This window comes from Capnocytophaga sp. oral taxon 864 (assembly GCF_002998835.1).
GTDB classification, from domain to species: Bacteria; Bacteroidota; Bacteroidia; order Flavobacteriales; family Flavobacteriaceae; genus Capnocytophaga; species Capnocytophaga ochracea.
In genome coordinates this window covers 2,093,680-2,120,006 of record NZ_CP027232.1, presented here as the reverse complement: position 1 = coordinate 2,120,006, position 26,327 = coordinate 2,093,680, and the positions used below count along the sequence as shown (strand labels likewise).

Annotated in this window: 27 protein-coding genes and 2 pseudogenes; 22 read left to right on the top strand and 7 right to left on the bottom strand. The window is 41.8% G+C overall.

What is annotated here, in order from left to right; genetic code table 11:
- Positions 1-69: 69 nt before the first annotated feature.
- From C3V44_RS09530 to C3V44_RS09455, 15 genes are all read left to right on the top strand, one after another.
- The gene (locus C3V44_RS09530) at positions 70-1,215 is read left to right on the top strand and encodes an acyl-CoA dehydrogenase family protein (RefSeq protein WP_015781992.1); all 1,146 of its coding nucleotides are present in this window, start codon (positions 70-72) and stop codon (positions 1,213-1,215) included.
- 16 nt (positions 1,216-1,231) lie between these two features.
- Positions 1,232-1,669 carry an Rrf2 family transcriptional regulator gene (locus C3V44_RS09525; protein ID WP_009419476.1) on the top strand — a complete coding sequence of 146 codons (438 nt, stop codon included), beginning with the start codon at positions 1,232-1,234 and terminating at the stop codon, positions 1,667-1,669.
- A gap of 72 nt (positions 1,670-1,741) precedes the next feature.
- Positions 1,742-2,005: a SemiSWEET family transporter gene (locus C3V44_RS09520; RefSeq protein WP_002674323.1), complete on the top strand. Its 264-nt coding sequence runs from the start codon at positions 1,742-1,744 to the stop codon at positions 2,003-2,005.
- A 122-nt stretch (positions 2,006-2,127) separates the two neighbouring features.
- The gene (gene serS / locus C3V44_RS09515; RefSeq protein WP_106096298.1) at positions 2,128-3,399 is read left to right on the top strand and encodes a serine--tRNA ligase; all 1,272 of its coding nucleotides are present in this window, start codon (positions 2,128-2,130) and stop codon (positions 3,397-3,399) included.
- A gap of 159 nt (positions 3,400-3,558) precedes the next feature.
- A complete protein-coding gene (locus C3V44_RS09510) occupies positions 3,559-3,855 on the top strand; it encodes a type II toxin-antitoxin system HigB family toxin (protein WP_009410971.1) in 297 nt (98 codons plus the stop codon).
- Positions 3,856-3,859: 4 nt separating this feature from the next.
- Positions 3,860-4,093, top strand: coding sequence for an XRE family transcriptional regulator (locus C3V44_RS09505; protein WP_106096297.1), 234 nt, complete (start codon positions 3,860-3,862; stop codon positions 4,091-4,093).
- A 10-nt stretch (positions 4,094-4,103) separates the two neighbouring features.
- Positions 4,104-4,421: a hypothetical protein gene (locus tag C3V44_RS09500; RefSeq protein ID WP_016478139.1), complete on the top strand. Its 318-nt coding sequence runs from the start codon at positions 4,104-4,106 to the stop codon at positions 4,419-4,421.
- Complete coding sequence (locus tag C3V44_RS09495; protein ID WP_106096296.1) at positions 4,412-5,326, top strand: ribonuclease Z; 915 nt, start codon at positions 4,412-4,414, stop codon at positions 5,324-5,326. The genes C3V44_RS09500 and C3V44_RS09495 overlap by 10 nt, the downstream gene beginning before the upstream one ends.
- Before the next feature lie 893 nt (positions 5,327-6,219).
- Positions 6,220-7,329: a beta-ketoacyl synthase N-terminal-like domain-containing protein gene (locus C3V44_RS09490; protein ID WP_106096295.1), complete on the top strand. Its 1,110-nt coding sequence runs from the start codon at positions 6,220-6,222 to the stop codon at positions 7,327-7,329.
- Positions 7,330-7,700: 371 nt separating this feature from the next.
- The gene (locus tag C3V44_RS09480; protein WP_009419485.1) at positions 7,701-7,958 is read left to right on the top strand and encodes a hypothetical protein; all 258 of its coding nucleotides are present in this window, start codon (positions 7,701-7,703) and stop codon (positions 7,956-7,958) included.
- 3 nt (positions 7,959-7,961) lie between these two features.
- The gene (locus C3V44_RS09475; RefSeq protein ID WP_106096294.1) at positions 7,962-8,504 is read left to right on the top strand and encodes a 3-oxoacyl-ACP synthase; all 543 of its coding nucleotides are present in this window, start codon (positions 7,962-7,964) and stop codon (positions 8,502-8,504) included.
- A gap of 122 nt (positions 8,505-8,626) precedes the next feature.
- A complete protein-coding gene (locus tag C3V44_RS09470; RefSeq protein ID WP_106096293.1) occupies positions 8,627-8,857 on the top strand; it encodes a hypothetical protein in 231 nt (76 codons plus the stop codon).
- Positions 8,858-8,942: 85 nt separating this feature from the next.
- Entirely contained in the window at positions 8,943-9,200 is a 258-nt protein-coding gene (locus tag C3V44_RS09465) for a phosphopantetheine-binding protein (RefSeq protein WP_106096292.1), read from the top strand.
- A 2-nt stretch (positions 9,201-9,202) separates the two neighbouring features.
- Positions 9,203-10,399 (top strand): beta-ketoacyl synthase, encoded by a 1,197-nt coding sequence (locus tag C3V44_RS09460; RefSeq protein WP_106096291.1) that lies wholly within the window; start codon positions 9,203-9,205, stop codon positions 10,397-10,399.
- 13 nt (positions 10,400-10,412) lie between these two features.
- Positions 10,413-11,009 carry a ribonuclease HII gene (locus C3V44_RS09455; protein ID WP_106096290.1) on the top strand — a complete coding sequence of 199 codons (597 nt, stop codon included), beginning with the start codon at positions 10,413-10,415 and terminating at the stop codon, positions 11,007-11,009.
- A 51-nt stretch (positions 11,010-11,060) separates the two neighbouring features.
- On the opposite strand, the gene C3V44_RS09450 is transcribed toward C3V44_RS09455, so the two are convergent.
- From C3V44_RS09450 to dut, 4 genes are all read right to left on the bottom strand, one after another.
- On the bottom strand, positions 11,061-12,329 hold the full coding sequence (locus C3V44_RS09450; protein ID WP_009409901.1) for a murein hydrolase activator EnvC: 1,269 nt from the start codon (positions 12,327-12,329) through the stop codon (positions 11,061-11,063).
- Between the two features lie 96 nt (positions 12,330-12,425).
- On the bottom strand, positions 12,426-13,202 hold the full coding sequence (locus tag C3V44_RS09445) for a DUF4292 domain-containing protein (protein ID WP_106096289.1): 777 nt from the start codon (positions 13,200-13,202) through the stop codon (positions 12,426-12,428).
- An 18-nt stretch (positions 13,203-13,220) separates the two neighbouring features.
- A complete protein-coding gene (locus C3V44_RS09440) occupies positions 13,221-13,478 on the bottom strand; it encodes a hypothetical protein (RefSeq protein WP_106096288.1) in 258 nt (85 codons plus the stop codon).
- A 10-nt stretch (positions 13,479-13,488) separates the two neighbouring features.
- Positions 13,489-13,926, bottom strand: coding sequence for a dUTP diphosphatase (gene dut, locus C3V44_RS09435; RefSeq protein WP_002674355.1), 438 nt, complete (start codon positions 13,924-13,926; stop codon positions 13,489-13,491).
- A 1,143-nt stretch (positions 13,927-15,069) separates the two neighbouring features.
- On the opposite strand from dut, the gene C3V44_RS09425 reads away from it, so the two are divergent.
- From C3V44_RS09425 to C3V44_RS09395, 7 genes are all read left to right on the top strand, one after another.
- A complete protein-coding gene (locus tag C3V44_RS09425) occupies positions 15,070-15,879 on the top strand; it encodes an RHS repeat domain-containing protein (RefSeq protein ID WP_053581295.1) in 810 nt (269 codons plus the stop codon).
- A gap of 266 nt (positions 15,880-16,145) precedes the next feature.
- Positions 16,146-17,270: a DegT/DnrJ/EryC1/StrS aminotransferase family protein gene (locus tag C3V44_RS09420; RefSeq protein WP_106096287.1), complete on the top strand. Its 1,125-nt coding sequence runs from the start codon at positions 16,146-16,148 to the stop codon at positions 17,268-17,270.
- Positions 17,271-17,329: 59 nt separating this feature from the next.
- Positions 17,330-18,298: a glycoside hydrolase family 130 protein gene (locus C3V44_RS09415; protein ID WP_106096286.1), complete on the top strand. Its 969-nt coding sequence runs from the start codon at positions 17,330-17,332 to the stop codon at positions 18,296-18,298.
- 119 nt (positions 18,299-18,417) lie between these two features.
- Positions 18,418-19,647: a 3-deoxy-D-manno-octulosonic acid transferase gene (locus tag C3V44_RS09410; RefSeq protein ID WP_106096285.1), complete on the top strand. Its 1,230-nt coding sequence runs from the start codon at positions 18,418-18,420 to the stop codon at positions 19,645-19,647.
- A gap of 677 nt (positions 19,648-20,324) precedes the next feature.
- Complete coding sequence (locus tag C3V44_RS09405) at positions 20,325-21,101, top strand: phosphatase PAP2 family protein (RefSeq protein WP_002674231.1); 777 nt, start codon at positions 20,325-20,327, stop codon at positions 21,099-21,101.
- Positions 21,102-21,112: 11 nt separating this feature from the next.
- The gene (locus tag C3V44_RS09400) at positions 21,113-22,327 is read left to right on the top strand and encodes an OprO/OprP family phosphate-selective porin (RefSeq protein ID WP_009750631.1); all 1,215 of its coding nucleotides are present in this window, start codon (positions 21,113-21,115) and stop codon (positions 22,325-22,327) included.
- A 118-nt stretch (positions 22,328-22,445) separates the two neighbouring features.
- The gene (locus tag C3V44_RS09395) at positions 22,446-23,732 is read left to right on the top strand and encodes a histidine-type phosphatase (RefSeq protein WP_015781958.1); all 1,287 of its coding nucleotides are present in this window, start codon (positions 22,446-22,448) and stop codon (positions 23,730-23,732) included.
- A gap of 131 nt (positions 23,733-23,863) precedes the next feature.
- Here the strand turns inward: C3V44_RS09395 and C3V44_RS09390 are convergent, their stop codons facing one another.
- From C3V44_RS09390 to C3V44_RS09380, 3 genes and pseudogenes are all read right to left on the bottom strand, one after another.
- On the bottom strand, positions 23,864-24,475 hold the full coding sequence (locus tag C3V44_RS09390; RefSeq protein ID WP_106096284.1) for a hypothetical protein: 612 nt from the start codon (positions 24,473-24,475) through the stop codon (positions 23,864-23,866).
- Positions 24,476-24,662: 187 nt separating this feature from the next.
- Positions 24,663-25,737: pseudogene (locus tag C3V44_RS09385) on the bottom strand (GDP-L-fucose synthase family protein).
- Between the two features lie 102 nt (positions 25,738-25,839).
- Positions 25,840-26,267 (bottom strand): annotated as a pseudogene (locus C3V44_RS09380) (GDP-mannose 4,6-dehydratase); the annotation flags it as partial.
- Positions 26,268-26,327 lie beyond the last annotated feature (60 nt).

Here is a 26,327-nt window from a genome sequence, read left to right as displayed (position 1 = left end):
AATTCGTAATTCGTAATTCGTAATTATTTTATATCTTTGCCCCTTGGTATTAGAATAAGCATATAACGAATGAATTTTAACTATTCTGAAACACAACGAATGGTAGCCGATGCGGCTAAAGAGTTTGCCGAAAAATATATCCGTCCACACGTGATGGAATGGGACGAAAGTCAGGAATTTCCTGTGGAGGTATTCCGCAAAGCAGGCGAACTTGGCTTTATGGGCGTTTTAGTACCCGAAGCCTACGGTGGCTCAGGTCTCGACTACCACGATTATATCGCGATTGTGGAAGAAATCTCAAAAGTCGACCCTTCTATAGGGCTCTCAATAGCAGCTCACAACTCTCTTTGTACCAATCATATCCTTAGCTTTGGTAGCGAACAGCAAAAACAACGCTGGTTGCCCAAATTGGCTTCAGGTGAATGGATAGGCGCTTGGGGCATTACCGAACACAATACCGGTTCTGATTCCGGAGGTATGGCTACTACGGCTGTAAAAGACGGCGATGAGTGGATACTGAACGGTACTAAAAACTTTATTACTCACGGCAAAACAGGACAGATAGCCGTAGTCATTGCTCGTACCGGCGAGAAGGGTAACAAACACGCCATCACAGCCTTTGTAGTGGAACGCGGTACGAAGGGTTTTAGCAGTGGTAAAAAAGAAAACAAACTTGGTATGCGCGCCAGCGAAACCGCCGAAATGATATTTCAAGATTGTCGTATTCCCGATGCCAATCGTTTGGGTGAAGTAGGCGACGGCTTTATTCAAGCAATGAAGATATTAGACGGCGGACGTATTTCTATCGGTGCTCTTTCTTTGGGTATTGCCAAAGGCGCTTACGAAGCCTCCCTCAAATACGCCAAAGAACGTATGCAATTCGGTAAACGCCTCATCGACCTACAAGCCGTTGGTTTCAAACTCGCCGATATGGCTACCGAAATAGAAGCTTCCGAACTGCTCTTGCACAAATCGGCTTTCCAAAAGAACAACGGTCAGCGCGTAACCCTATCGGGGGCGATGGCAAAGATGTACGCCTCCGAAGTGTGTGTGCGTGTCGCTACCGAAGCCATTCAAATTCACGGCGGTTATGGTTATACGAAAGATTTTCCAGTCGAAAAATTCTTCCGTGACTCCAAATTGTGTACCATAGGCGAGGGAACAACCGAAATACAGAAATTAGTCATCAGTCGACAAATAGATAAGAACTCATAATTAAAAACGAACGAATATGTTATCCAATTCCAGCAAGTATGCCATCAATGCAGTAATATACCTTGCCATACACTCGTCGGCAAGCCATAGAATAGCGCCCAAAGACGTGGCAGAAGCGCTACATATTCCTACGCCCTTTTTGGCAAAAATATTGCAAACTTTAGCCCGCAAAAAGGTAATTAGCTCCAACAAAGGACCTGGGGGAGGCTTTTGGCTCTCCGATGAGGAAAAACAAGCTCCTTTAATGACCGTTGTAGAGCAAATAGGTGAAGCCGATAAGTTTATCGCCTGTGCGATGGGCTTCAAAGAGTGTTCATCAGAGAAACCCTGTCCGTTACACGCTTCCGTACAGCCTTTCAGAGATAATTTTATGCGAGAACTTAGCGAGAACTCCATAGCCTCCTTTGCTCAAAAAATTGCTGATAAGACTGCTTTCTTATCACCTACGGAGTAATGATGTTAGTCGCACGAGCAATTATCTATTTACAAATTTATCATAGTATATAAACTTAAAAAATAATTATATATGGAGAACGGGAAATTCTTTACTATTCTCAGTTGGGTAGCTACTGCTACTGCCATTGGTATGTATGTATCCTACATACCACAGATTCACGATAATCTCAACGGTAAACCAGGCAATCCTATTCAGCCCTTGGTAGCTGCTATTAACTGTGCCTTGTGGGTCACTTACGGACTGCTCAAAAAGCCCAAACGCGATATACCCGTAGCTCTTGCCAATGCTCCAGGTATCATTTTCGGTCTCATTGCCTTTGCAACTGCTTTGTAATTGGGTTGTCACACACTTTACCAAAGTTTCTTGCTCGTGTGGCTCGAAACTTTGGCAAAGTTGAAAATACTACACTCTCCTCCCTTGTTAATTCTTAATTGTCAATTGTCAATTGAAAAGATATGTTACAACTAAACACTATTAGAGAAGAAAAAGACCGCGTGCTCTCCGGTCTTAAAAAGCGCAACTTTAAAGAGTTGTCTCTCATAGACGATATTATCGCCTTAGACGAAAAACGCCGTAGCACTCAGCTTTCATTAGATGAAACACTGGCGAAATCCAACAACCTTTCTAAGGAAATAGGCAACCTCTTCAAAGCAGGTGAAACCGATAAAGCTAATACCCTTAAAGAGCAAACTGCTACCCTTAAAGAAGATATCAAAACCCTTACCGATACTCTCAACACTACCGTAGAGGAGCTTAACGATTTGCTCTACCGCGTGCCTAATATCCCTAATGAGTTAGTGCCCGAAGGTACTTCCGAAGCCGACAATGTAGTGGTATTCGAGGCGGGCACTATTCCTGACTTAGGTAAAGACGCTCTTCCTCACTGGGAACTCGCCAAGAAGTACGACCTCATCGATTTCGAGTTAGGCGTAAAGCTCACCGGTGCAGGCTTTCCTGTGTACAAAGGCAAAGGAGCAAAACTGCAACGCGCTCTCATTACCTACTTCCTCGACAAAAACACCGAAGCAGGCTATAACGAATACCAAGTGCCTCACGTAGTAAACGAAGCCTCAGGCTATGGTACCGGTCAGTTACCCGATAAAGAAGGACAGATGTACCACGTAGGGGTAGATAACCTCTACCTTATCCCTACCGCTGAGGTGCCTGTAACCAATATTTTCCGCGATACTTTGCTCAACGAAAGCGATTTGCCTATCTGCTGTACCGCCTATACGCCTTGCTTCCGTCGTGAAGCCGGTAGCTATGGCGCTCACGTACGCGGGCTCAACCGCTTGCATCAGTTCGACAAGGTGGAGATTGTACGCATTGAACACCCCGACCGCTCTTATAAAGCACTCGAAGGAATGATAGAACACGTAAAAGGCATTCTCAATGAGTTGAAACTCCCTTACCATATCTTGCGCCTTTGTGGTGGCGATTTAGGCTTTACCTCAGCAATTACTTACGATTTCGAGGTATATTCCACCGCTCAAGAAAAGTGGTTAGAGATAAGCTCAGTGTCTAATTTCGAAACCTTCCAAGCCAACCGTCTTAAATTGCGTTTCAAGGACGCCGACGGTAAAAACCGCTTAGCACATACCCTCAACGGTAGTTCTCTTGCCCTTCCGCGCGTATTAGCTGGCATTTTAGAAAACTATCAAACCCCCAATGGTATTGTAGTACCCGAAGTTCTCAGAAAATACACAGGCTTCGATATTATTAATTAGTACGAACTACATATTATACAACTTTGCCAAAGTTTCAAATTTTGGCAAAGTTTTTTATTACCTGTACGTGCTACAACCTTCTAGAGTATTTATTTGAAAAGATTATTTTGTATTTTAAATATTATTCATAACTTTGCCTTAAATTTACAACCGATTAAAATGAGAATCATCGCTAAGAAAGCTATAGTTGATTTTTATACATTGCATCCTGGAGCAAAAATCCCTTTAGAAGACTGGTATAAAAAAGCTATCTCGGCAGAATGGTCTTGTTTTGCAGATATTAAAAACGACTTTAACAGTGTAGATGCTGTAGGAAATGGCAGATTTGTTTTCAATATCAAAGGAAACCACTTTAGATTGGTTGTTCTTATTCTTTTTGTCCCCAAAATAGTATATATCCGTTTTATAGGCACTCATAAAGAATATGATAAAATCGAAAAAATAAATAAAGTATAACATTATGATAAAAAATGAACTACAATACAACGCTATAATGAAGCGTATCGACGAGCTCTTGCAGGTTGTAAATGATGATACTCACGAAAATGACCCCGATTACATAGAGTTGATGATTCTCACTGACCTTGTTGAAGCCTATGAGGAAATACATTACCCTATAGGAAATATACGCAAAACTGCTTTTATTCCTAAATCTGAAAAAGTAGAAGAAAGTTATGATAATCTAACAATCTAAATATTACTCAATGAAAGAAACTACTGTAATTACTCTCACTAAAACGCAACTCCCCTCTTGGATAGCCGATTTTAATACCAACGAAACCCTTAAAAAACAGCACATCATCATTACCCTGCCCGAAGAGGAACACTGGTTAAAGAAAGACCTCAAACCACTCGTCGTCTTTGCCCAACAGCACAATCAGCAACATCACAAATCAGTGGTGGTGGTGCAACGTGCCTTAGCGCTCGAAGATTTTGAACTCCTCCTGCATATCGCTCCTACCCTCCAAGAGGCGTACGACCTTATTGAACTCGACGAAATAGAACGCGACTTATGGAAGTAACTATCTTAGGTTGTCACAGTGCGACTCCTCGCTCCAATGCCCGTCCTTCGGCTCAACTGCTCGAAATGCGCGGTCATCTGTTCCTCATCGATTGTGGAGAGGCTACCCAAATCGCTCTCCGCAATGTCAATGCTAAGTTCTCCCGCATCAAGCACATCTTCATCTCTCACCTCCACGGCGACCATTTCTACGGACTCTTCGGACTCATCTCTACTTTCCAACTCCTCGGTCGCGAAGCCGAAATGCACATCTACGGTCCTAAGGGCATCAAAGAAGCCGTTTTGCTCATCCTCAAACTCGGCGGTGCTTATACCCCTTTCCCCTTGTATTTTCACGAGCTATCTTCCAAAACCTCCGAACTCTTATACGAAGACGACAAAGTGTTCGTGCGCACCATTCCGTTGCAACACCGCGTCTATACCAATGGTTTTCTCTTTCAAGAAAAAGAAGGCGAACGTCGTCTAAATATCGACGCAATTGCTGAGTATCCCGAGATACAAACATGCGACTATCAGAACATCAAAAATGGCAAAGATATAACATTAGAAAACGGCAAAACTATTGCCAATACCGAACTCACCTTCGACCCTCACCGCCCGCAAAGCTATGCCTATTGTAGTGATACTCTTTATTTCGAAGCTTTGTCTACCGAAATACAAGGTGCAAGAGTCGTGTATCACGAATCTACCTTTTTAAAGATAAACGAAGAACTCGCAGTTAAAACAATGCACTCTACCGCCTATCAAGCAGGACTCACAGCTAAGAATGCCCACGCCGATGCCCTCATTTTAGGGCACTATTCCTCTCGATATCCCGATGTCAATCTCTTCAAGCAGGAAGCACAAGAAGTCTTTAACAACGTCTTTTTAGCCGAAGATGGCAAAAAGTTCATTTTCGATAATTGACAAACAGAAGAAAACATCACTACACCCCCATTCTTTTGGAAAGCCCTTGATACTTTTTCCGTCTTTACATTCCCCCTTCGAAGGGGGTTAGGGGGATGTTTGTATTACACTCTCCCCTATTACCCTCGTCATTCGTCATTCGTTCCTCGTCATTTCTTTCCTTTCCCGCCCCTACATTCCCCCTCATTAAGGAAGTCCGCGAGAGCGGAGTATGTGAGAAGGGGGAGGTTCCTTTTGATTTTCCGTCACACTCCCTCCTATTGCCTATGCCCTAAGGCCTATCACCTCTTCCTCTTTCTTTCGCCTCGAAACCCCGTTTTTTCCATTTTTAGCCTTGTTGTATTATATTATGAGTCAATCACTTATATACCCTTTCTATACCAATCGTCCAAGATTCGTATAAGCTTCCTATAAGCTCTCTATAAGCTAACCCCACCCTTCTTACACCCTTTTTTCACCAAAAATCCCCTTAGTCTCCTTCTGAAAATCTTCGTTTCCTTCCGCTCCCTCAGATGTATCACTTTTAGGGGTATACACTTTGCCAAAATTTGCCTGTGTGGCTCACACTGCCTGTGCGGCTCGCACCTTTGGTAAAGTTGAATAATCTGACAAAACCTCCGCTAGTTTACAAGGCGTAGCCCGTAGCCTTGATTTTGTTTAAATTTTGTTTGATTTCTGAGGCACAGCCTCATTCCTCTAATACAACCTCACACCCCATTTTCTCATTTTCTCTGCCTGTCGCTTTTACGTCGCAATTCCTAGTGCCTAGTGCCTATGACCTAAGGCCTCGCTCCTAATTTTCAACCCTTATCGTACTACGACTTGCTAATTTGCTAATTACGTCGTATCTTTGCATTTTATATCAAAAGTTTGTAAGGCTCCTGCCACCAAAAATGTATATCCAGCATTATAATATAGTAACCCCTTTAGGCTTCGACCTCCCTACCACCGCCCGTTTGTTACTGCGCGAACGCTCAGCTATTGCCCGTTATCCTATGTACGGACAGCTCACCGATGTTTGCCTTTCTAAGATTGGCGACGGAGCTATAGAAAGCCGATTTCAGCAGGTGGTAGAACGCAATGACTTTTCACGTTTAGAAAAGCTTCTGCTCTTGGCGATAGCACCTATTTTCCATAAAATCAGAATCACCCCTCGAACCGCTCTTATCCTTTCCTCTACCAAAGGCAATATTTCAGCGCTTGCCAATGGCGATAGCGCTCCTCTGCTTTCAACTTTGGCTCAAAAAATGGCTAATGCCATAGGGTTAACCACTACTCCCATAGTCGTTTCCAACGCTTGTGTCTCAGGAGCAATGGCACTCTCGGTAGCCGATAGACTCCTAAAAGCCGATGCTTACGATAATGCCATAGTATTAGCAGGCGATGAGATAAGCGAATTTGTGCTTTCGGGCTTTCATTCCTTTCAAGCGATGAGTGCACAACCTTGCAGACCTTATGATGCTCAACGCGATGGTATTACCTTGGGCGAGGCTACCGCAGTGGCTTATGTAACCCGTGAGGCAACAGGCGCTAAAGCAGAACTTTTGGGTAGCAGTTCTATCAACGATGCCAACCATATTTCAGGACCTTCACGCACAGGCGAAGGGCTTTATTTAAGCGTCCTAAACGCCCTCGATGAGGCAAAGTTACGCCCTGAACAAATAGACCTCATCAACGCTCACGGCACCGGCACCCTTTATAACGACGAGATGGAGAGTAATGCCTTTATGCGCGCCGGACTCTTGTCTCCTCCTTTAAACAGCTACAAAGGTTACTTCGGTCATACCTTAGGCACTTCAGGTTTGCTCGAAACCGTACTCACCATCGAATTTGCTCGCCATAAAATCCTCTTAAAGAGCCTGAATTATGAAACCTTAGGCGTTTCACAGCCCATTAATGTACTAAAACAAACCCAACACACAGAAGTAAAACACCTCCTAAAAACCGCCTCAGGTTTCGGCGGAAGCAACACAGCATTAGCAATAAAAGTGATTAACGATTAGATATTTCCAAAATATCATAAGAAATGTTTACAAATCGCGTTAGTATATTAGCAAAATATTTGTATCTTTGCAGAAAATAATGAATATTATGGGAACAGATGTTTTAGAAAAGAAAAAAAGCAAACTACCTTAGATGTAGGTAATAAAAAAATAGGTTTTGCTCTTATAAAAGAAGAAAAAGAAGACGCTCATCAAGAAGAAAACCTAACTACTCTTATAAAAGAAGCCCAAAAAGTGGGAGCCGACCTTTATAAAAAAGGGTTAATTGCTCCTTGTGACCCTATCCGATAAAATGAAAAAGGTAATTTGCGATACGAATGTAATAAGCCGTTATATTCTTAATAGTAGTGCAGAAATAACGATAACCATTGATGAAATGGCCCGCTTTCTATGAGGGTATCGAAAGGGCTAAGCGAATGAAGCTAAAAACAGTAATAAATAGCATTCCAGTAATTAATATCAACGATGATATTTGTAACGTCGCAATGAAACTTGTTTTCCAAAAACCTCATTCAAAAGTTGCCGACACACTGATAGGAGCTACTGCTATTTATTATGATATGAGTATCTATACCTTGAATAAGAAAGATTTTGAACTCATAGGAGCTCCCTTATATAGTATCACTTAAAATATGAAAACTTGTACGATAGAAAATAATACCATAACCCTCAACGACTCTGTGCTTTTCTCCGATAAAAGTACTTCTTTCGTCGATTTCTCCAAAAAAGCTCTCAAAGCCCTGCAAATGGATTATCCCAAGTTCTTCAAAATGGATAACCTCAGCAAGCTCGCTTTTTTAGCAGCCGAAGTCCTCTTGCGTCCGTTTTCGCAGTCGGAGAAAAATAGCGTTGCCCTTGTATTCGCCAATCGTTCTGCCAGCCTCGATACTGACCTTAAACATCAAGCTACTATCTCGAACCCACACGAATATTACCCCAGTCCCGCTGTGTTTGTTTACACCCTACCCAACATCTGTTTAGGTGAGATAAGCATACGCCACCAGCTGAAAACCGAAAACAGTTTTTTTGTATTCGATAGCTACGAGCAAGCTGAACCTTTCCTACAACAGTATAGCCAAGCTCTATTAGCCCAAGGCAAAGCCCAAAGTGTACTAATGGCGTGGGTAGAGTTCTTAGAGGGCGATTATAGAGCCATAGCAACTTTAATAGATTAGTAAAATTAGCTAATTAGCAGATTAGAAAATGTGTAGCATCACAAACTTAGCCTAAATTTTAACTTTGGCTAAGTTATTTACAATAACAATCAGTTATTTTTCATCACGTTTATAAAGAATTTATGGATTTATACAAAGAAACTGACCTTCTAATCAACATTTTAAAGCAGAAAGGACATACTGAAATAGCAACACAATTATCCGATAGTATAAGATATAGTGCTATAGGAACAGAAATATTAATGAAGATAAAGCATCATTTAAACGAGATTTTAAAAACACCTCAAAACTATGATGAAACCATAGTTTCTTTAGCTAAAAGCATAGAGAACAGAATTACAAATGCTTTATAACCTTCATTGCACAATTTGCTAATTTTCAAATTTGCTCATTTGCTAATTCTTCACTATCTTTGCCCCCTAATAATAACTTTTTATAATGGACGCACTTATTTTAGAACTCAAGAACAAAATTATTGAAGTACTCAACTTAGAAGAAGTAACCCCTGAGGATATCAATGAAAACGAGCCCCTTTTTGGCACTGGCTTAGCCCTCGACTCTATTGATGCTCTCGAACTTATCGTACTACTCGACAAGAATTACGGTATCCGCTTAGACGACCCTAAAAAAGGGAAAGAAATCTTCCAATCGGTGAAAACAATGGCTGATTACATCACCGCTCACCGCACCAAATAGCAATGCCGAAAAAAGTAGTCATCACGGGAATGGGTATCAACTCTTCGATAGGTAACACTGTCGGAGAGCATTTTTATGCCCTTACTCATCGCCAGGCAGGTATCAGCAAGATTGAAAATGTAGAAACCATTCACGCCGACCACATCAAGGTAGGCGAAATCAAACGGACGAACGCTGAACTTATTACTGCTTTGCGATTACCCGAAGTGAACGCCTATTCACGCACCTCTCTCTTAGGAATTATCGCCTTACAAGAAGCGATTGCCAATGCTGGTCTTACCCAAAAAGACCTCTCTCACTGCGGACTTATTATGGCATCTACTGTTGGGGGTATGGATATGACTGAAAACTATTTCTTCCGCTATGGCGATGATGAACCCCTGCGACGCTATATCACTACTCACAACATAGGCGAGGTAACTCACCAAATCGCCGATTATGTACGCATAAAAGGCGTTGTAACCAGCGTGAGTACTGCCTGCTCTTCTTCGGCAAATGCTATCATAACAGCTATCAACCTGCTTCGTACTGGCAGAGCCAACTGCCTCATTGCCGGTGGTGCCGATGCCCTCTCTAAATTTACTATCAATGGCTTTAATACCCTGATGATTCTCTCCGATACTGACTGCACTCCTTTCGACCAACATCGCAAGGGCTTAAACTTAGGGGAAGCAGGTGCTTTTTTGGTATTGGAAACTGAAGAAAATGCCCTACAACGCGGGGCTACTATATTAGCAGAAATCAAAGGGTGGGGCAATGCTAATGATGCTTATCACCAAACAGCCTCCTCCGCCGATGGTGAAGGCGCGTTTTTAGCAATGCAAAAAGCCCTACAAACAGCAGGATTAACCCCTGAAGATATCGATTATATCAATGCACACGGTACCGCTACCGTAAACAACGATCTCTCCGAAAGTCGCGCCTTAATGCGTATCTTTGGTGAGCACGTCCCCGATTTTAGTTCTACCAAAGCCTTTACGGGGCATACTTTGGCAGTAGCTTCGGCAGTAGAAGCGGTATTTAGCATTTTAGCCTTACAACACGGGGTGGTATTCCCTAACCTCAACTTCAGCACTCCAATGGAAGAAGTGCCTATCCGCCCACAAACCGAACTGAAATACAAACCTATACAGCACGTGCTTTCCAACTCCTTTGGCTTTGGAGGGAACTGCTCAACGCTTATTTTAGGTAAGAGATAACAAGTAATGAGTTATGTTGCAATTATTCTATCATTCTTCATTAGAAGCGGGTACTGACGAGGCGGGACGCGGTTGTTTGGCGGGTCCCGTAACGGCGGCAGCCGTGATATTACCCCCCAACTTCAAAAACGACCTCCTCACCGACTCTAAACAACTCACCGAAAAACAGCGCAACCTCCTGCGACCTATCATCGAGCGTGAGGCAGTAGCTTATGCTGTTTGTCACGTACTCCCTGCCGAAATAGACGAGCTAAACATCCTCCGCGCTTCTATCACGGCTATGCACCGCGCTATTGCTCAGCTTTCTCCTACCCCCGAATTTATTGCAGTAGACGGCAATAAGTTTGTGCCTTACCAGAAAATACCTTATGCTTGTGTGGTGAAAGGCGACGGCAAAATACAAACCATCGCGGCAGCTTCGATACTTGCGAAAACCTACCGCGATGCCTATATGGAAGACCTTGCCGAGCAATTCCCTGAGTACCATTGGCAACAAAACAAAGGTTATCCCACCCCCGAACACCGCAAAGCTATTGCCGAGCACGGCGCCACCAAGCACCACCGCAAAACATTTCAGTTACTGCCCGTGGAACAGTTGAGTTTATTCTAATAAAAATCCCTACAAAAGTTTACTTTCTTTTGTAGGGATTTTGTTATGTTATTACATTTTATGTATCCAGAATTCGGGGTTGAGGCGGGTAGTATTTTTATATATAAAGAACTTCATTTCAGTCTTGCCATTGCTATCGGTGAAGATTTTGCCAAGAGGCTCTTTGGCTTTTACCTTATCTCCTTTCTTTACATACACATCAGTGAGATTGTAATAAATAGTGATGTAGTTACCGTGTCGTACCTGCACCACTTTGTTACTTCCTGGTATCGATTGTATGGCTGATACTTCGCCTTCAAACACACAACGGGCTTCTGAACCTTTTTCAGTAGCAATGGTTACCCCATTATTGTAATGTTGCAACTCAGGATATACAGGGTCGTAATACACCCCAAAACCTTGCGATTTGTAGCCCTTTGCCACTGGCCAAATAAGATTACCCTTGTTGGCTTCGAAGCTATCGGCTACTTTACGCGATTCGGGAGTAAGTACAAAAATAATTTCAGTATTAGAACCTGAGGAAGGGGAAGAAGTAGTTTTAGGAGCATTTTTTCCTCTGTTTAAAGCAGCTAAACGCTCTTTCTCACGTTTATTTGCCTCTATAATAGCCAAACGAATCAGGCGCTGTATTTCGCGGTCGATAGCGTTAGCTTGTTTTTGTTTTTCGCGTATCTGTGCTTCGTAGTTGCGCTCTGCAGCACGGATATTGGTAGCCAACACTTCCAGTTCCTTTTTCTCAGTCTCCAAAGTAGCTTGCTCTTGGCGTTGCTCTTCCAATACTTGGTTTTTAGTATTGCGTTGGGCTACCAAAGTATTGTTGATAGTCTTTATTTTATCAGTCTTTTCTCGTATGAGGCTCACCTGCTCTTTGCGATAGTTGGCATACTGTTTCATATAAGCCAATCGCTTGTAGGCTTGCGAAAAACTTTCGGAAGAGAGCAAGAATAACAATCGGTTTTGTGCCGATTTACTTTTGAACGACTGTTTGATAATCTTAGCGTATTCGCCTTTGTGATATTCCAATTCTTTTTTGAGGGTACGCAGTTGTTCCTCGTTGTCAGCTATTTCTTTGGAAAGCAAATTCGCCTGTTGCTGATTGATTTGTATTAGGCGTGTGCGCGCTAATATCTTCTCATTAGCAACTTCTATCTGCTGAATGGTAGTTTTGTGTTGCTGACTTTGTTGTTGGCGTAAAGCGGACATCTGCTTGATTTGTTCGAGCAGTGCCTTCTTGCGTTGTTCTAATTCTTTTTGCTTAGTTTGCGCTGTAAGGAGTAGCGGAAAGCAAAGCAAAAGCAGTGTGATTTTTAGTATATTCATAGGTCGTAGCACGACGGACAGTTTAACGTATTTTTAACTTTGCCAAAGGTGTGAGCCACACAGGCAAGAACTTTGACAAAGTTTGCGACACATTTGTTACTTGTTTATTGTTATTTCTTTCATTCCCGATGGAATTTTAAAAGGGAAGGACAGTTTTTTATCTAAATCCAATCCTTTGAACTCTAAAGTGATTTGGGTGCTATTCTCTCCCTCGCTGGCAACTATCTTAATGGAGAGAGGTAATAAGAGTTCCCCCACTTGCTGATAGCTGTAAGTTGCTATTGCCTTTTGGTTTGCTCCCAAATGATTTACTTCGGTAACCTCCACACGGTAATTATCAGGAAAAAAGCGGTAAATCACTTCTACGGGCGACTCGCCGGTGACTTCAATATTATAGCGGTTGTTGTCCTCAGGGAGGAGCTTGATAAAACCTTCGCTTTTAAAGTTGAGACTGTAAAGCGCATTGCCTAATAATAGGTTCTGTAATTCGTTAAAACCTACATCAATGCCTAACAGTTTGCTGATATAGCTAAAATCGCCACTGAAAAAAGAACTGTCTAAACGGTTATAATATTCGGCTTTTTCGGGGGTGATGAGTGCTTTGGCTACTCCCAAAGGAGCGGATATCCATATTGTTTTGTCTTTCTCCATACGGAAAGATAGAGGCAAACTCTGCTCATTCTTACCGTCTTTATAAGTTACTTGCAGGTTAGCGCTAAGTGTTTTAAAAGCAGGAAACGATTTTAGGTGGCGGTTGACAATTTCTTTGGCTTGTTTATCAACGCTTGTTCTGCCAACGGGGGTTACTACTGCTTGTTTGGTTTTACAGCTCACCAATAGCAAGACTGTAAGGATTAAGATGATTTTTTTCATAGTGTTTTAATAAGATTTTTAACTTTGCCAAAGGTGCGAGCCGCACAGGCAAGAACTTTGGCAAAGTTTGAGATGGTGTTTAGCTTCTATCCATTTACTAAGGCTAAGGCGCGCTGTTTCTTCGTTTTTGAAGTACTTCGCTCCCTCACTTTGCGAGCTTGTTCCCTTGCTTCCTCTAAGGTAACGGGAGGCTGCTTGGATAGTATCTCCATAGCTAACTTTGCCCGTTCCGCAAATGATAGTTTGTAACTCATATTTCAATTCGTAATTTGTCATTTATAATCTGCTAATTACCTCCCGTACTTCCGAAGCCTCCGGCACCTCTTTCAGTTTGTGAAAGCTCGGTTACAGTTTCAAAAGTAGCTTTCTCATACTTGGCAAATACCATTTGGGCAATACGGTCGCTGTGGGCAATGGTAAAGGGTTCATTGGATAGGTTTACGATAGGAACTTTTACCTCGCCACGATAATCACAATCGATAGTACCTGGGCTGTTGATTACTGTAATGCCGTGCTTGATTGCCATACCGCTACGCGGACGCACTTGTGCTTCATAACCTTCGGGTATTTCTAAGAATAAGCCGGTAGGCACGAGGGTGCGCTCTAAGGGTTGTAAGGTGATGTTACTGTTAGGCAAATTAGCTCTTAGGTCTACGCCTGCCGCTCCTTCGGTTTGATATGAAGGGAGCTCGTTATTTGATAGGTTTTTTATCTTTACTGTCATTTTTTAGTGGGTTTCAACTTTGGCAAAGTTTGCGGTGTTTATTACTAATTACTTGTTGTGCCACAATTCTTGCGGTGTATTCATTCTTGATGTTTTCTTTTATTATTGGGTGCAAAGATACGACGTAATTAGCAAATTAGCAAGTCGTAGTAGGATAAGGGTTAAAAATTAGGAGCGAGGCCTTAGTCCATAGGCACTAGGAATTGCGACGCAAAAGCGATAGGCAGAGAAAATGAGTAAATGAGAAAATGGGGTGCGAGGTTGTGTTAGGGGAATGAGGCTGTGCCTCAGAAATCAAACAAAATTTAAACAAAATCAAGGCTGCGCCTTGTAAACCAGCGGAGGTATTGTCAGTTTATTCAACTTTGGCAAAGGTCGTAGCACGACAGGCGATTAACTTTGGCAAAGTTTGAGATGAAAAAGCGATAGGTTGGGGTTATTAGGAAGATTCGGAAGAAAACGGAGGAGAACGGAAGAGAGGTGAGAGAGATTTTGGTAAAAAATATCTGTAAGAAGGGTGGGGTTAGCTTATAGAGAGCTTATAGGAAGCTTATACGAATCTTGGACGATTGGTATAGAAAGGGTATGTAAGTAGTTGATTCATAGTATAATACAGCGATGTAAAAAATGGTGAAAACGGGGTTTCGAGGCGAAAGAAATAGGAAGAGGCACTAGGCCTTAGGCCATAGGCACTAGGAGGGAGTGTGACGGAAAATCAAAAGAAACCTTTCCCTTTACACATACCCAGCTGTCGCTGGCTACCTTCAAAGGGGGAATTAGGGACGGAAAAGGGGTGAGGTCGTAGCACGACAAGTAATTGAAAGTAGTACGACAGGTGATTGAAAGTAGTACGACGGGTGATTGAAAGTAGCACGATAGTTGATTGAAAGTAGTACGACGGGTGATTGAAAATACTATTTTATTACATCGAATTGAGGTTAAATAAGGATAGAAAATTTCTTTAAAAAGAGAAACAAATGATAGCTATTTAGTTATAAATATAACAAGCGGAGCTTTGTTATCATCATTTTACTTTGTTTTGGCATAGTTTTGGTGAATAGTCAGATATGGCGTATTGGTACATTTAGAAATCTTTTGTACTTTTGCGCCCCAAAAAAGTATTATTTTAAATAGAACATTATTATGAAAAGAATCATAGCTATTGCCTTATTAGCTACTACTGTAGCTTTTGGGCAGAGTCAGAAAAAGAATGGTTGGGAGCGTGCTCAGCTGAAAGGGAAAGTAAAAACGGTTGTGCAATCGGGTATTCAAATTGGTGAAAACGGAGAAGAAATACCGATGAACTCTGAGCTTTTTTCGCAGTTTGACAAAAAGGGGACTGTTGTGAAAATGCAATCGAAGCAAAATGGAATGACGATTAAATTCGTGGATGTGTATGACAAAGACGGGAATATGATAGAGTCGGCTTCGAGAGATGATTCGAACACGTTGCTTTCTAAGAATGTGTATGAGTACGACGAAAAAGGGAACCTTACCAAGCACGATGTAGAGACGCCCGACGGGAATATTTTTATGAGCCGAATAAATGTTTATAACGAACAGAATCAGCTTGTAGAACGCACGGATTGTATAGCAGGAATGTGCCAAGATAAAACTACTTATAAGTATACTCCTGAGGGGAAATTATCGGAAGAGTCTAAATTCACAAAGGACGAGCTTACCAGCAAAACGGTATATACTTACGATGCCAAAGGGAATATGGTAGAAAAGCAAGTGTTTGACAAAGATAACGCTTTGAAACAGAGAGTTGTTTCAGCTTTTGACAAAAACAACAATGAGGTGGAGGTTAAATACTTTGACAAAGATGGTAACGTTACTAAAACAGAGACTTACGAGTTTGTGTATGACAAGAAGAACAACTGGACAAAGAAAACAATGTCGGTTAACGGTCAGCGTGTAACGATTTTCACACAGAAGTTGAAATATTTTTAGGAATAAGAAGTTTTTTTAATAGCATAAGGGTTGGCTTACAAAGGTGAGTCAACCCTTATGTGTTAAGAAGGGGGATATTTTTATATAATTCAAAATATTTTTGTATCTTTGCACTGTGGAAGGCTGTGTTTAATAGCTATAGAACTGTGGCGCGGTAGGCATTACGTAGTCGTAGTGCGACGGGCTATTAGGACTTTGACAAAAGTCGTGGCAAAGCAACATAAACAACTAGGGATTAAAAACGAACGATTAATAATATTCGACATATGAAAAAAATACAAATGGTTGACCTACAAGGTCAGTACGAAAGAATTAAAAACGAAGTACAAGCCTCTTTTGAGGAAGTACTCAGCACCACAGCTTTTATTAATGGTCCTCAGGTACAAGCCTTTCAAAAGGAATTGGAAAACTATATGGGCGTGAAACACGTAATCCCTTGCGCCAACGGTACTGATGCCCTCCAAATTGCTATGATGGGTCTCGGACTCAAAGAAGGCGATGAAGTTATCACTGCTGATTTTACCTTCGCTGCAACTGTGGAAGTGATTGCCCTACTGAAACTCACCCCTGTATTGGTAGATGTGTACGACGATACTTTCGACATCAACATCGAGGCAATAGAAAAAGCTATTACTCCTCGCACGAAAGCCATAGTGCCAGTGCATTTGTTCGGTCAGCCAGCTAATATGGAAGCTATTATGGCTTTGGCTAAAAAACATAACCTCTTTGTGATTGAAGACAATGCGCAAGCCATTGGTGCCGATTACACTTTTGCCGACGGACACAAACAAAAAGTAGGAACTATCGGTCACGTAGGGGCAACCTCTTTTTTCCCTTCTAAGAACCTCGGTTGCTATGGCGATGGAGGAGCTATCTTCACTAATGACGATGACTTGGCTTACACTCTTCGCGGTATCGTAAATCACGGTATGTATGTGCGTTATCACCACGATGTAGTAGGGGTAAACTCTCGTCTCGACTCTTTACAAGCGGCTGTATTGCGCGCCAAACTCCCTCACCTAAACGATTATAATACTCGCCGCCGTGAAGCAGCTCGCAAATATACCGAAGCTCTTAAAGGCAATCCTCATATCATTACCCCTGTAATCGCCAAAGGTAACGACCACGTATTCCACCAATATACCCTCCGCATCACTAATGGCAAACGCGATGAACTCGCTAAAGTATTGGGTGAAAACGGAGTGCCTTTTGGTATTTACTACCCTATACCATTGCACGCCCAAAAAGCCTATACCCGCAGCTCTTATAACGAAGCTGATTTTGGTGTTACCAATAAATTAGTACAAGAAGTCATCTCTCTGCCTATGCACACCGAGCTTGACGACGAGCAAATAGCGTTTATCACAGAATTGATAAAGAAAACAGTGTAGTTGTAGGTCGTGGTAGGACAGGCAAAAAGACAGAATAGCTAATAACTAAAACAAAAATAATGAGTCAAAAAATTCCTTGGCAAGAACGCCCTGCGGGTTGTACCGATGTAATGTGGCGTTATTCTGAAAACCCTATTATCGGTAGGTATGATATCCCTACCTCTAACAGTATTTTTAACTCGGCTGTTGTGCCTTTTGGCGACGGCTATGCAGGGGTTTTCCGCTGCGACAACAAAGCAGTACAAATGAACATTTTTGCTGGCTTCAGTAAAGATGCTATTCACTGGGAAATCAACCACGAACCTATCGTGATGAAAGGTGGTAATACTGATTTCCTTCATTCTGAGTATAAGTACGACCCTCGCGTAACGTTTATCGAAGACCGCTATTGGGTAACTTGGTGTAATGGCTATTGTGGTCCTACCATCGGGATTGCTTATACTTTTGATTTCAAAGAGTTTTTCCAATGCGAGAATGCCTTTTTGCCTTTCAACCGCAACGGTGTGCTCTTCCCTGAGAAAATCAACGGTAAATACGCAATGCTTAGCCGCCCAAGTGATAACGGACATACACCTTTCGGTGATATTTTCATCAGCTATAGCCCCGATATGAAATACTGGGGTGAACACCGCTGCGTGATGAAAGTAACACCTTTTATAGATAGCGCTTGGCAATGTACCAAAATAGGAGCAGGAGCTGTGCCTATCAAAACAAAAGACGGATGGCTATTATTCTATCACGGGGTAATCAACACTTGCAACGGTTTCCGCTACTCTATGGGGGCTGCATTGTTAGACCTCAACAATCTAAGCAAGGTAGTCTCTCGTACACAGCCTTACCTCTTGGCGCCTGCCACTCTCTACGAAACTACCGGCGATGTGCCTAATGTGGTATTCCCTTGTGCTGCCTTGCATTCTATCGAAGAAGACAAAGTAGCAGTGTACTACGGTGCTGCCGATACAGTAGTGGGCGTTGCTTTCGGACGTATTTCCGAAATTGTAAAATTCACTAAAGAAAACTCATTGTAAACAGATAAATAAAACAAGTGAAAAAAGCGCAAGCCGACGGCTTGCGCTTTTTTTATTGCCCCTTTTTTACTACCTTTGCGCCTTGTATCGTCATTTGTCATTCGTAATTCATCATTAAAATGTACACATTCTCTCTTTATATCATCAAGGCAATCCTCCCCCTCGTTGCCCTATTCAACAAAAAAATACACCTCTTTGTAAGCGGACGTAAAACCGTATGGACTACCCTTACCGCAAAACTCGCCCCTCATACCCGCTATGTGTGGATACATACCGCTTCTCTCGGCGAGTTCGAACAAGGTTTGCCCGTTGTCAAATCCCTGAAAAAACAGGGCTATAAGATACTCATTACCTTCTTTTCTCCCTCAGGCTACGAGGTGCGCAAAAACACCCCCGATGCCGATATAGTAGTCTATCTTCCCCTTGATACACCCGCTAATGCCCACAAGTTCGTGCAAATGGTAAATCCTGCAATGGCTATTTTTGTGAAATACGAGTTTTGGGTTAATTACCTTACCGAGCTCAAAAAAGCACAAGTACCCACTTATTTGCTCTCTGGTATTTTTCGCAAAAATCAAATCTTCTTCAAGCCTTACGGCGGAATGATGCGCCGAGCCCTTCATTGCTTTACTCATTTCTTCGTGCAGAACGAGCCTTCTCAGCAACTACTTAAAAACTTAGGCTTCAATAATGTAACTGTCAGTGGCGACACCCGCTTCGACCGTGTAGCTGAAATATTGGAACGAGACAACCATTTAGATTTTGTAGAGCAGTTCAAAGGAAACAATCTATGTGTGGTCTTCGGTAGTTCGTGGGCTACCGACGAAGACATTTACTTGCAATATATCAATACTTGCACTGCCCCAGTGAAGTTCATCATTGCCCCTCATAATATTCACCCTACCGATATCGCAGAACTCAAACACAACCAGCAGAAGTTAAACCGTAAAGTTGCCCTATTCTCCGAGAAAGACTCTCTCAACCTTTCTGATTACGACGTACTCATCATCGATACCATAGGCATTCTCACCAAAGTGTACAGCTATGCCGATATAGCCTATGTAGGAGGTGGAATGGGCTCTACGGGCTTACACAATGTCTTAGAGCCCGCCGTATTTGGGGTACCTGTAGTCATCGGTAAGAATTATGAAAAGTTCAATGAAGCAAAGGAGTTAGTCACCTTAGGAGGCGTTCTCTCCGTAAGCAGTAAAGAAGAATTCGCTCAGGTGATGAATAACCTTGTTACTTCACCCGAAAAGCGCATCGCTATAGGCAATATCAATCGCCAATATATAAACGAAAAACAAGGCGCTACTAAGGCTTTTTTACAAGCAATAACTTCGCTTTAGCCTCGTTTTACCGCCTCTTTACCTTCGTTTTACCTTCACCTTTCCGTCCCTACATTCCCCCTATTACCTCCGTCATTCGTCATTCGTTCCTCGTCATTCCTTCCCTTTCCCGTCATACTCCCCCTATTGCCTATGGCCTAAGGCCTAGTGCCTATTCCCTTTTCTTTCGCCTCGAAACCCCGTTTTCACCATTTTTTGCATCGCTGTATTATACTATGAGTCAATTACTTATACACCCTTTCTATACCAATCGTCCAAGATTCGTATAAGCTTCCTATAAGCTCTCTATAAGCTACCCCCACCCTCCTTACACCCTTTTTTCACCAAAATTTCTCTCAGCTCTCTTTCGATTTCTTCTGTTTCTTTCCGCTCTCTCTAACCTATCCAATTTGTCCGACAAGGCTGACCTGTCAAAAAATGATTTTTATCACTATTCATTTCCTCATTCTCTAATTCTCTCATTTTCTCATTCTCTCATTTCTCCCCCGCCTATGCGGCTCGCACCTCACACCTAAAAACCACAAAATCACCATATTTGTTTTTATTTCTTTCTTTTTTAGTAAATATTTTTTTGAAATAATTTGCACATTTATTCTTTTCTTTCTACATTTGTAGTGTTTTTTAAAACCTAAATACCTTCCAAAAGAGAATACAATAAATTTTAACTGTATAATAAGATGAGAAAAACATTATTATTCGTAGCCTTGCTATCGGTGATGGCAACTACATTCGCACAAGAGAAAATCAAAGACGTAAGAACCAAACCCGACCTCTACTTCTTGCAAATAGGTGAGGTGGCAAACAGTCTTGAACTCCTACCTCCTCCTCCTCAACCAGGTAGTATCCTCTTCCTTAACGACGAAGCCCAATACCAATGGGGCTTAATGCAACGCCGTACCCCTCGTGGTGAGCAAGCTGTATCCGATGCTCGCGTAGAGGGTCCTGGTGTGCCTAATGCTTTTTCCGAAGCTTTTGGCATCAAGATTTCTAAGGAAACTACTCCCGAAATCTTCAAACTCGTAGTAAATATGCGCGAAGATGCGGGCGACCTCGCTACTCGTGCCGCCAAAGAACACTATATGCGCGTGCGTCCGTTTGCTTTCTACGAAAAGACCACTTGCAATCCCGAACAACAAAAAGAACTCTCTACCAACGGTTCTTATCCCTCTGGTCACACCGCTATCGGGTGGGCTACCGCTTTGGTGCTTGCCGAAATCAATGTGGATAGACAAAACGAAATCCTCAAACGCGGATATGAAATGGGACAAAGTCGCGTGATTTGTGGTTACCATTTCCAAAGTGATGTAGATGCCGCTCGTCTCGTAGCTAGTGCCGTAGTAGCGCGCCTCCACGCCAATGATGCCTTTATGAAACAACTCGAAAAAGCTAAAAAAGAGTTTGAAGGACTTGTAAAAAAAGGCAAAGTAAAGAAAAGTGAACGTATGACTAAATAAAATTTAAAACTATGAAAAAGATATATTTTATGATGTTCAGCCTAATGGCTGTGGGCTATACCTATGCCCAAGAAGAACCAACCACCGTTACCGATACCACCGAACCTATGCCCGCTACACCTATACAGGAAGCTCCTAAACCCGAAGAAAAGTTAGAAGTAAAACCCGGAGGACGTATTTTATTGGACGCTGGTTATTTCAATGCCAATGAGCAAAAAGATAAGTTTGTAAGTGGGGTAGCTATCCCCGATGTGCGTATGGGCTTAGGCGTACGCTATGGTAATTGGAAAGGAAAAGTAGATATCGGCTTTGCTTATGGCAAAGTTTCTCCTAAGGATATCTTTATCGAATACGGTTTCAGCAAACACACACTTTTGCGTGGAGGTTATTTCGTACACCAATTCGGTATGCAAAGTGCCACCAGCTCTTCTTTCAAAATATCGATGGAAGAACCCCAAAGTAACGAGGCTTTCTTCAATTCTCGTCTCATCGGTTTGATGCTCTTACACCAAAAAGATGACTTTATGGGTACTTTAAGCCTCTTTGCCGAAGGTGAAACGATGAAGAAAAGCTCTGATGCTACAGGCGACCAAGGTATGGGTATGATGAGCCGTTTGCTCTATCGCCCACAACGTGAAGAAGGCAAGATTTTTCACGTAGGACTCTCAGGTGCTTTCGAAACACCTCGTTATAACGAAACACCAGCACTTAACCACAACTCTTATGTGCTCAAAACACCTTTCCCTACTCGTATCGCTAAGGTAACCGCACAACAAGCAACTATTGATAACGCTACTTTCCTTTATAAATTCTCCCCCGAATTGCTCTTTGCGCGTGGTCGTTTAGGGTTAGAAGCCCAATATTACTATGTGAATGTAAATCGCAAGAGTGGTTTCGATAATTTCAAAGCAAGTGGTGCTTATGGTATGTTCCGTGCTATCGTAAAAGGAAACCCTTACGAATATACTGATATCGATGGAGGTATCGCTACTCCCAGACCTGGTGCTATGGAACTCGTTGCTGGTTATAACTACACCGACTTATCCGACCCTAAAGCGGGTATCTTAGGAGGTCGCCTCAACGATTATTCACTTACCTTCAACTATTATATCAATAAGTATATGATTTGGCGTGTACGTGCTTCCTACACCGGTGTTACTTACCGTGAAAGCATTCCCGACACCAATCTAAGTCTTATCGAAACTCGTTTGCAAATCAAATTCTAAGTGCGAGCCACACAGGCAATTACTTTTACATCACATACTTTGCCAAAGTTTTAATAGCATCTCGTGCTACGAGCTTTGGCAAAGTTGAACCTAACAAATTTTCTAATTAAAACACAGTATGAAAATAAGAATCATAACTCTACAAGCATTACTACTCCTCTTGTGTCCGCTCTTAGCGATGGCACAACTCAACCGCTCCGAAAGTTTTAAAAGCCAATACAAGCTCAAAGAAGTGGTGATCCTCAGCCGTCATAACATTCGCTCCTCTCTATCAGTGAACGGGAGTACCTTGCAAAAAATGACGCCTCACGAGTGGATAAAATGGAGCGCAGCCCCCAGTGAACTCACCCTTCGTGGGGGAGCACTCGAAACCATTATGGGTCAGTTTTTCCGCAAATGGACAGTAGCCGAAGGGCTCTTTGCCGAAAATGCAGTTCCCTCTGTTGATGAAGTGAATTTCTATGCTAATAGTATGCAACGCACCATTGCGACGGCACAATATTTCTCCTCAGGATTTATGCCCGTAGCCAATTTGCATATCAACCACCGCTTTACCCCCAGCAAAATGGACCCTGTGTTCTTCCCTGCGCTTACCAAAAGTAGCCCTGCTTTCAAAGCACAAGCAATGAAAGAAATCGCTGCGATGGGAGGTAAAAAAGGCATTGTGGGCATCAACGAGGGTTTGAAAGACTCTTACCAACTCTTGGAAAAAGTACTCGATTTGAAGAACTCACCCGCTTGTAAATCAGGTGAAGTGTGTGCTTTCAACGATTACAACACTCAGTTGAAACTCGAAAAAGGCGATGAACCTAATATGAAAGGTTCGTTGAAGTTAGCTAACTCCGCTTCCGATGCTTTTATCTTGCAGTATTATGAAGATAAAGACCCTGTGCAAGCAGCATTTGGCAACAACCTCACCACCTCCGACTGGGAGAAAATCGCTAAGGTAAAAGATGTCTATGGCGATGTACTTTTCACCGCTCCTATCGTAGCTGTGAACGTAGCACACCCACTATTAGTGTATATGAAAGACGAGCTCAACGCCAAAAACCGCAAGTTCACATTCCTTTGCGGTCACGATTCTAACATTGCCAGCGTGAATGCCGCTTTGGAAGTAGAAGAATACAGTTTGCCTAAATCTATTGAAAAGAAAACTCCAATAGGTAGCAAACTCGTGTTTGAAAAATGGGTAGACAACAGCGGTAAAGAGTTTGTATCGGTAAACATTGTATACCAAACCACCGAACAATTGCGTGGAATGGAACTATTGGATATGCAAAATCCACCAGTAGTATTTCCTCTAAAACTCAAAGGAGTAAAAGCCAATGCCGATGGTCTCTACACTTTAGAAAGTGTAAACGACCGCTTCGACAAAGCTATTCGTGCTTACGAAGCTATCAAATAGTATAGTATCTATTAAAACAATAAAAAAGCTGTCCTGAGATAGGACAGCTTTTTATTGTTTCACATATCTCTTTAAGTAGAATCTTAAAATTCTTAGCCCAAATTCACATTAAAGAATATGAAAAAAATTAATTATAAGAAGCTTTGATTTTGCAAAACATCTGTCTTTGTAAAGTGGTGCATATTCATTGGCAGATGTCTTCTTCTGCATTTATGAACATCTGCCAATTTGTGATGTGATTTCATTGTTACCAAAAGCATGCAAAATAAGATACTCGCGCTTATCAAAAATATCAACCAAAGATAGGCTAATCTTGAAGTTTTCTTGTTTTTATAAACATTTATAATTTGCTTGAGTTTTTCTTTTGTGATTTCTTTTTTATCAACAAGAATAAACAACTTTTCTTGCCAAGCCTGCTGTAGAGCTTTGTCATTCCAATTAACAAACCATAAATTTCCGCAAAACTGATAGTTGGGTATTGTTTGTTGTAAATGCTTTTGAAGACGATAATTAAAGATGAGCCTTGTGAGAATGTAATAGAAAATATCAAAGACAAGCGCCAAATAAACAAGAATACTTTTCTCAATATTGGTATGGGCTGCGTAGTAACAAAACGAAGCAACAACCATAATAGGCAAAAACAGCGCATTGTGAATACTGTTATGCTCTTTTTTCAGATAGTCATCTCCTTTGAGCATACGTTTAGGAGAAAAGTTTCTAATTTTTAAAGTAGATTCGGTCATAAGTAATAGTGTTTAATGCTAAAATTTAGTAAAAAGTCAATTGTTTTTTAGGGAAGGCGAAATTACAAAAAATATTTTAAATATTACAAACATTTTACTAAAATTTTTCTTTGTTCTATATGCAATTCATTGTTTTAAAGAGATTTATCACTTTATTTTTAAGCTAAGCAAAAAGAGGAAATAATCTCTATTCTGCTAAATAATGCTCATACATCAATTTAATTCCTTCTTGGAGTTCTATGGAATGTTTCCACCCTAGCTGGTGTAGCTTAGTAGGATCGGTGAGTTTGCGCATTGTGCCATCGGGTTTAGTGCTATCGAAGAGTATTTCTCCTTGATAGCCAATGGTTTCTTTTATCATATAGGCGAGTTCTTTGATAGGAAGTTCCTTACCTGTACCAATATTGATGTGGGTGTTGCGGACTTCATTGGCATTAGCAGGATATGTATCTTTAAAATTGATGCGTTCCATTAGAAACACACAAGCATCAGCCATATCTTCACTCCACAAGAACTCACGCAAAGGAGTGCCTGTACCCCATAGCGTAACTGTTTCGGCTGTAATACCATATTTTGATAAGATTGTTTTTATTTCTTCTTGGTTGTTTTTACCACTTATTCCTTCTACCGGACGCTTGTTGAGATCTGTTTTTACTGCTTCCCAATCATTCTTAAGCAAGGCATTTGCTAAATGTATTTTGCGTACTATCGCTGGCAATACGTGAGAATTTTCGAGGTGAAAATTGTCGTTAGGCCCATAGAGATTGGTAGGCATTACAGCAATATAATTAGTGCCATATTGTAGGTTGTAACTCTCGCATAGCTTGATGCCCGCAATCTTAGCAATGGCATAGGGTTCATTGGTATATTTTAACGGAGAAGTGAGCAAACAGTCTTCTTTCATAGGCTGGGGTGCTTCCTTAGGGTAGATACAAGTACTCCCTAAGAACAGTAATTTTTTCACCTTATTTTCATAAGCCGAATGAATTACATTGCTTTGAATCATCAGGTTTTCGTAGATAAAATCGGCGCGATAGGTGTTGTTAGCCATAATTGCCACCTACTTTGGCAGCAGCCAAGAAGACATAATCGGGTTTTTCATCTTTAAAAAATTGAGCGACAGTCTGTGCTTCACGTAGGTCGAGTTTGGCACTTGTCCTGCCTATCAAATTGGTATATCCTTTTTGTGAAAGATTCTTCCAAATAGCAGAACCCACTAAACCTTTGTGTCCTGCAACATATATTTTAGCGTTTTTATTCATTGTTATTCAAAGTAATTCATTACAGTGAAGCCACCTTCTTTGAGGTAGGCGTCGCGTTTGAAGAGTTTGATATCCGAGCGCATCATATCTTCAATCAGTCCTTTGAGGTACTTCTTGCACTAAACCGTAGAGTTCGGAGGTAGAAGCCTGATAGATACGCGTTTTTTCGGTAAGCCTCAAGAGGCGTACTGCTTCGAGGATGCACAAGGTGCCCAGACCATCGGCGTTACCGACGTATTCGGGTGTTTGGAAACTCACGTGCACGTGACTCATCGCTGCGAGGTTGTAGATTTCATCAGGTTGTACCTCTTGGACAAGGCGTGTGATATTCATACCCGTAGTGTAGGATGAGTTTGCGGTGTTCTAAATGAGGGTCTCGGTAGAGGTGGTCGATACGGTCGGTATTGAAGAGAGAGGATAGAGGATCGGCGTTTCATACCGTGTACTTCATATCCTTTTTTGAGGAGGTATTCGGCGAGATAGGCGCCATCTCGCCCTGTGATACCTGTAATGAGTGCTTTTTTTGTCATTGGTGATTTGTTTTTGTGAAGGTATAAAAAATATTTCAAATATTACTGATTTATGAAAAT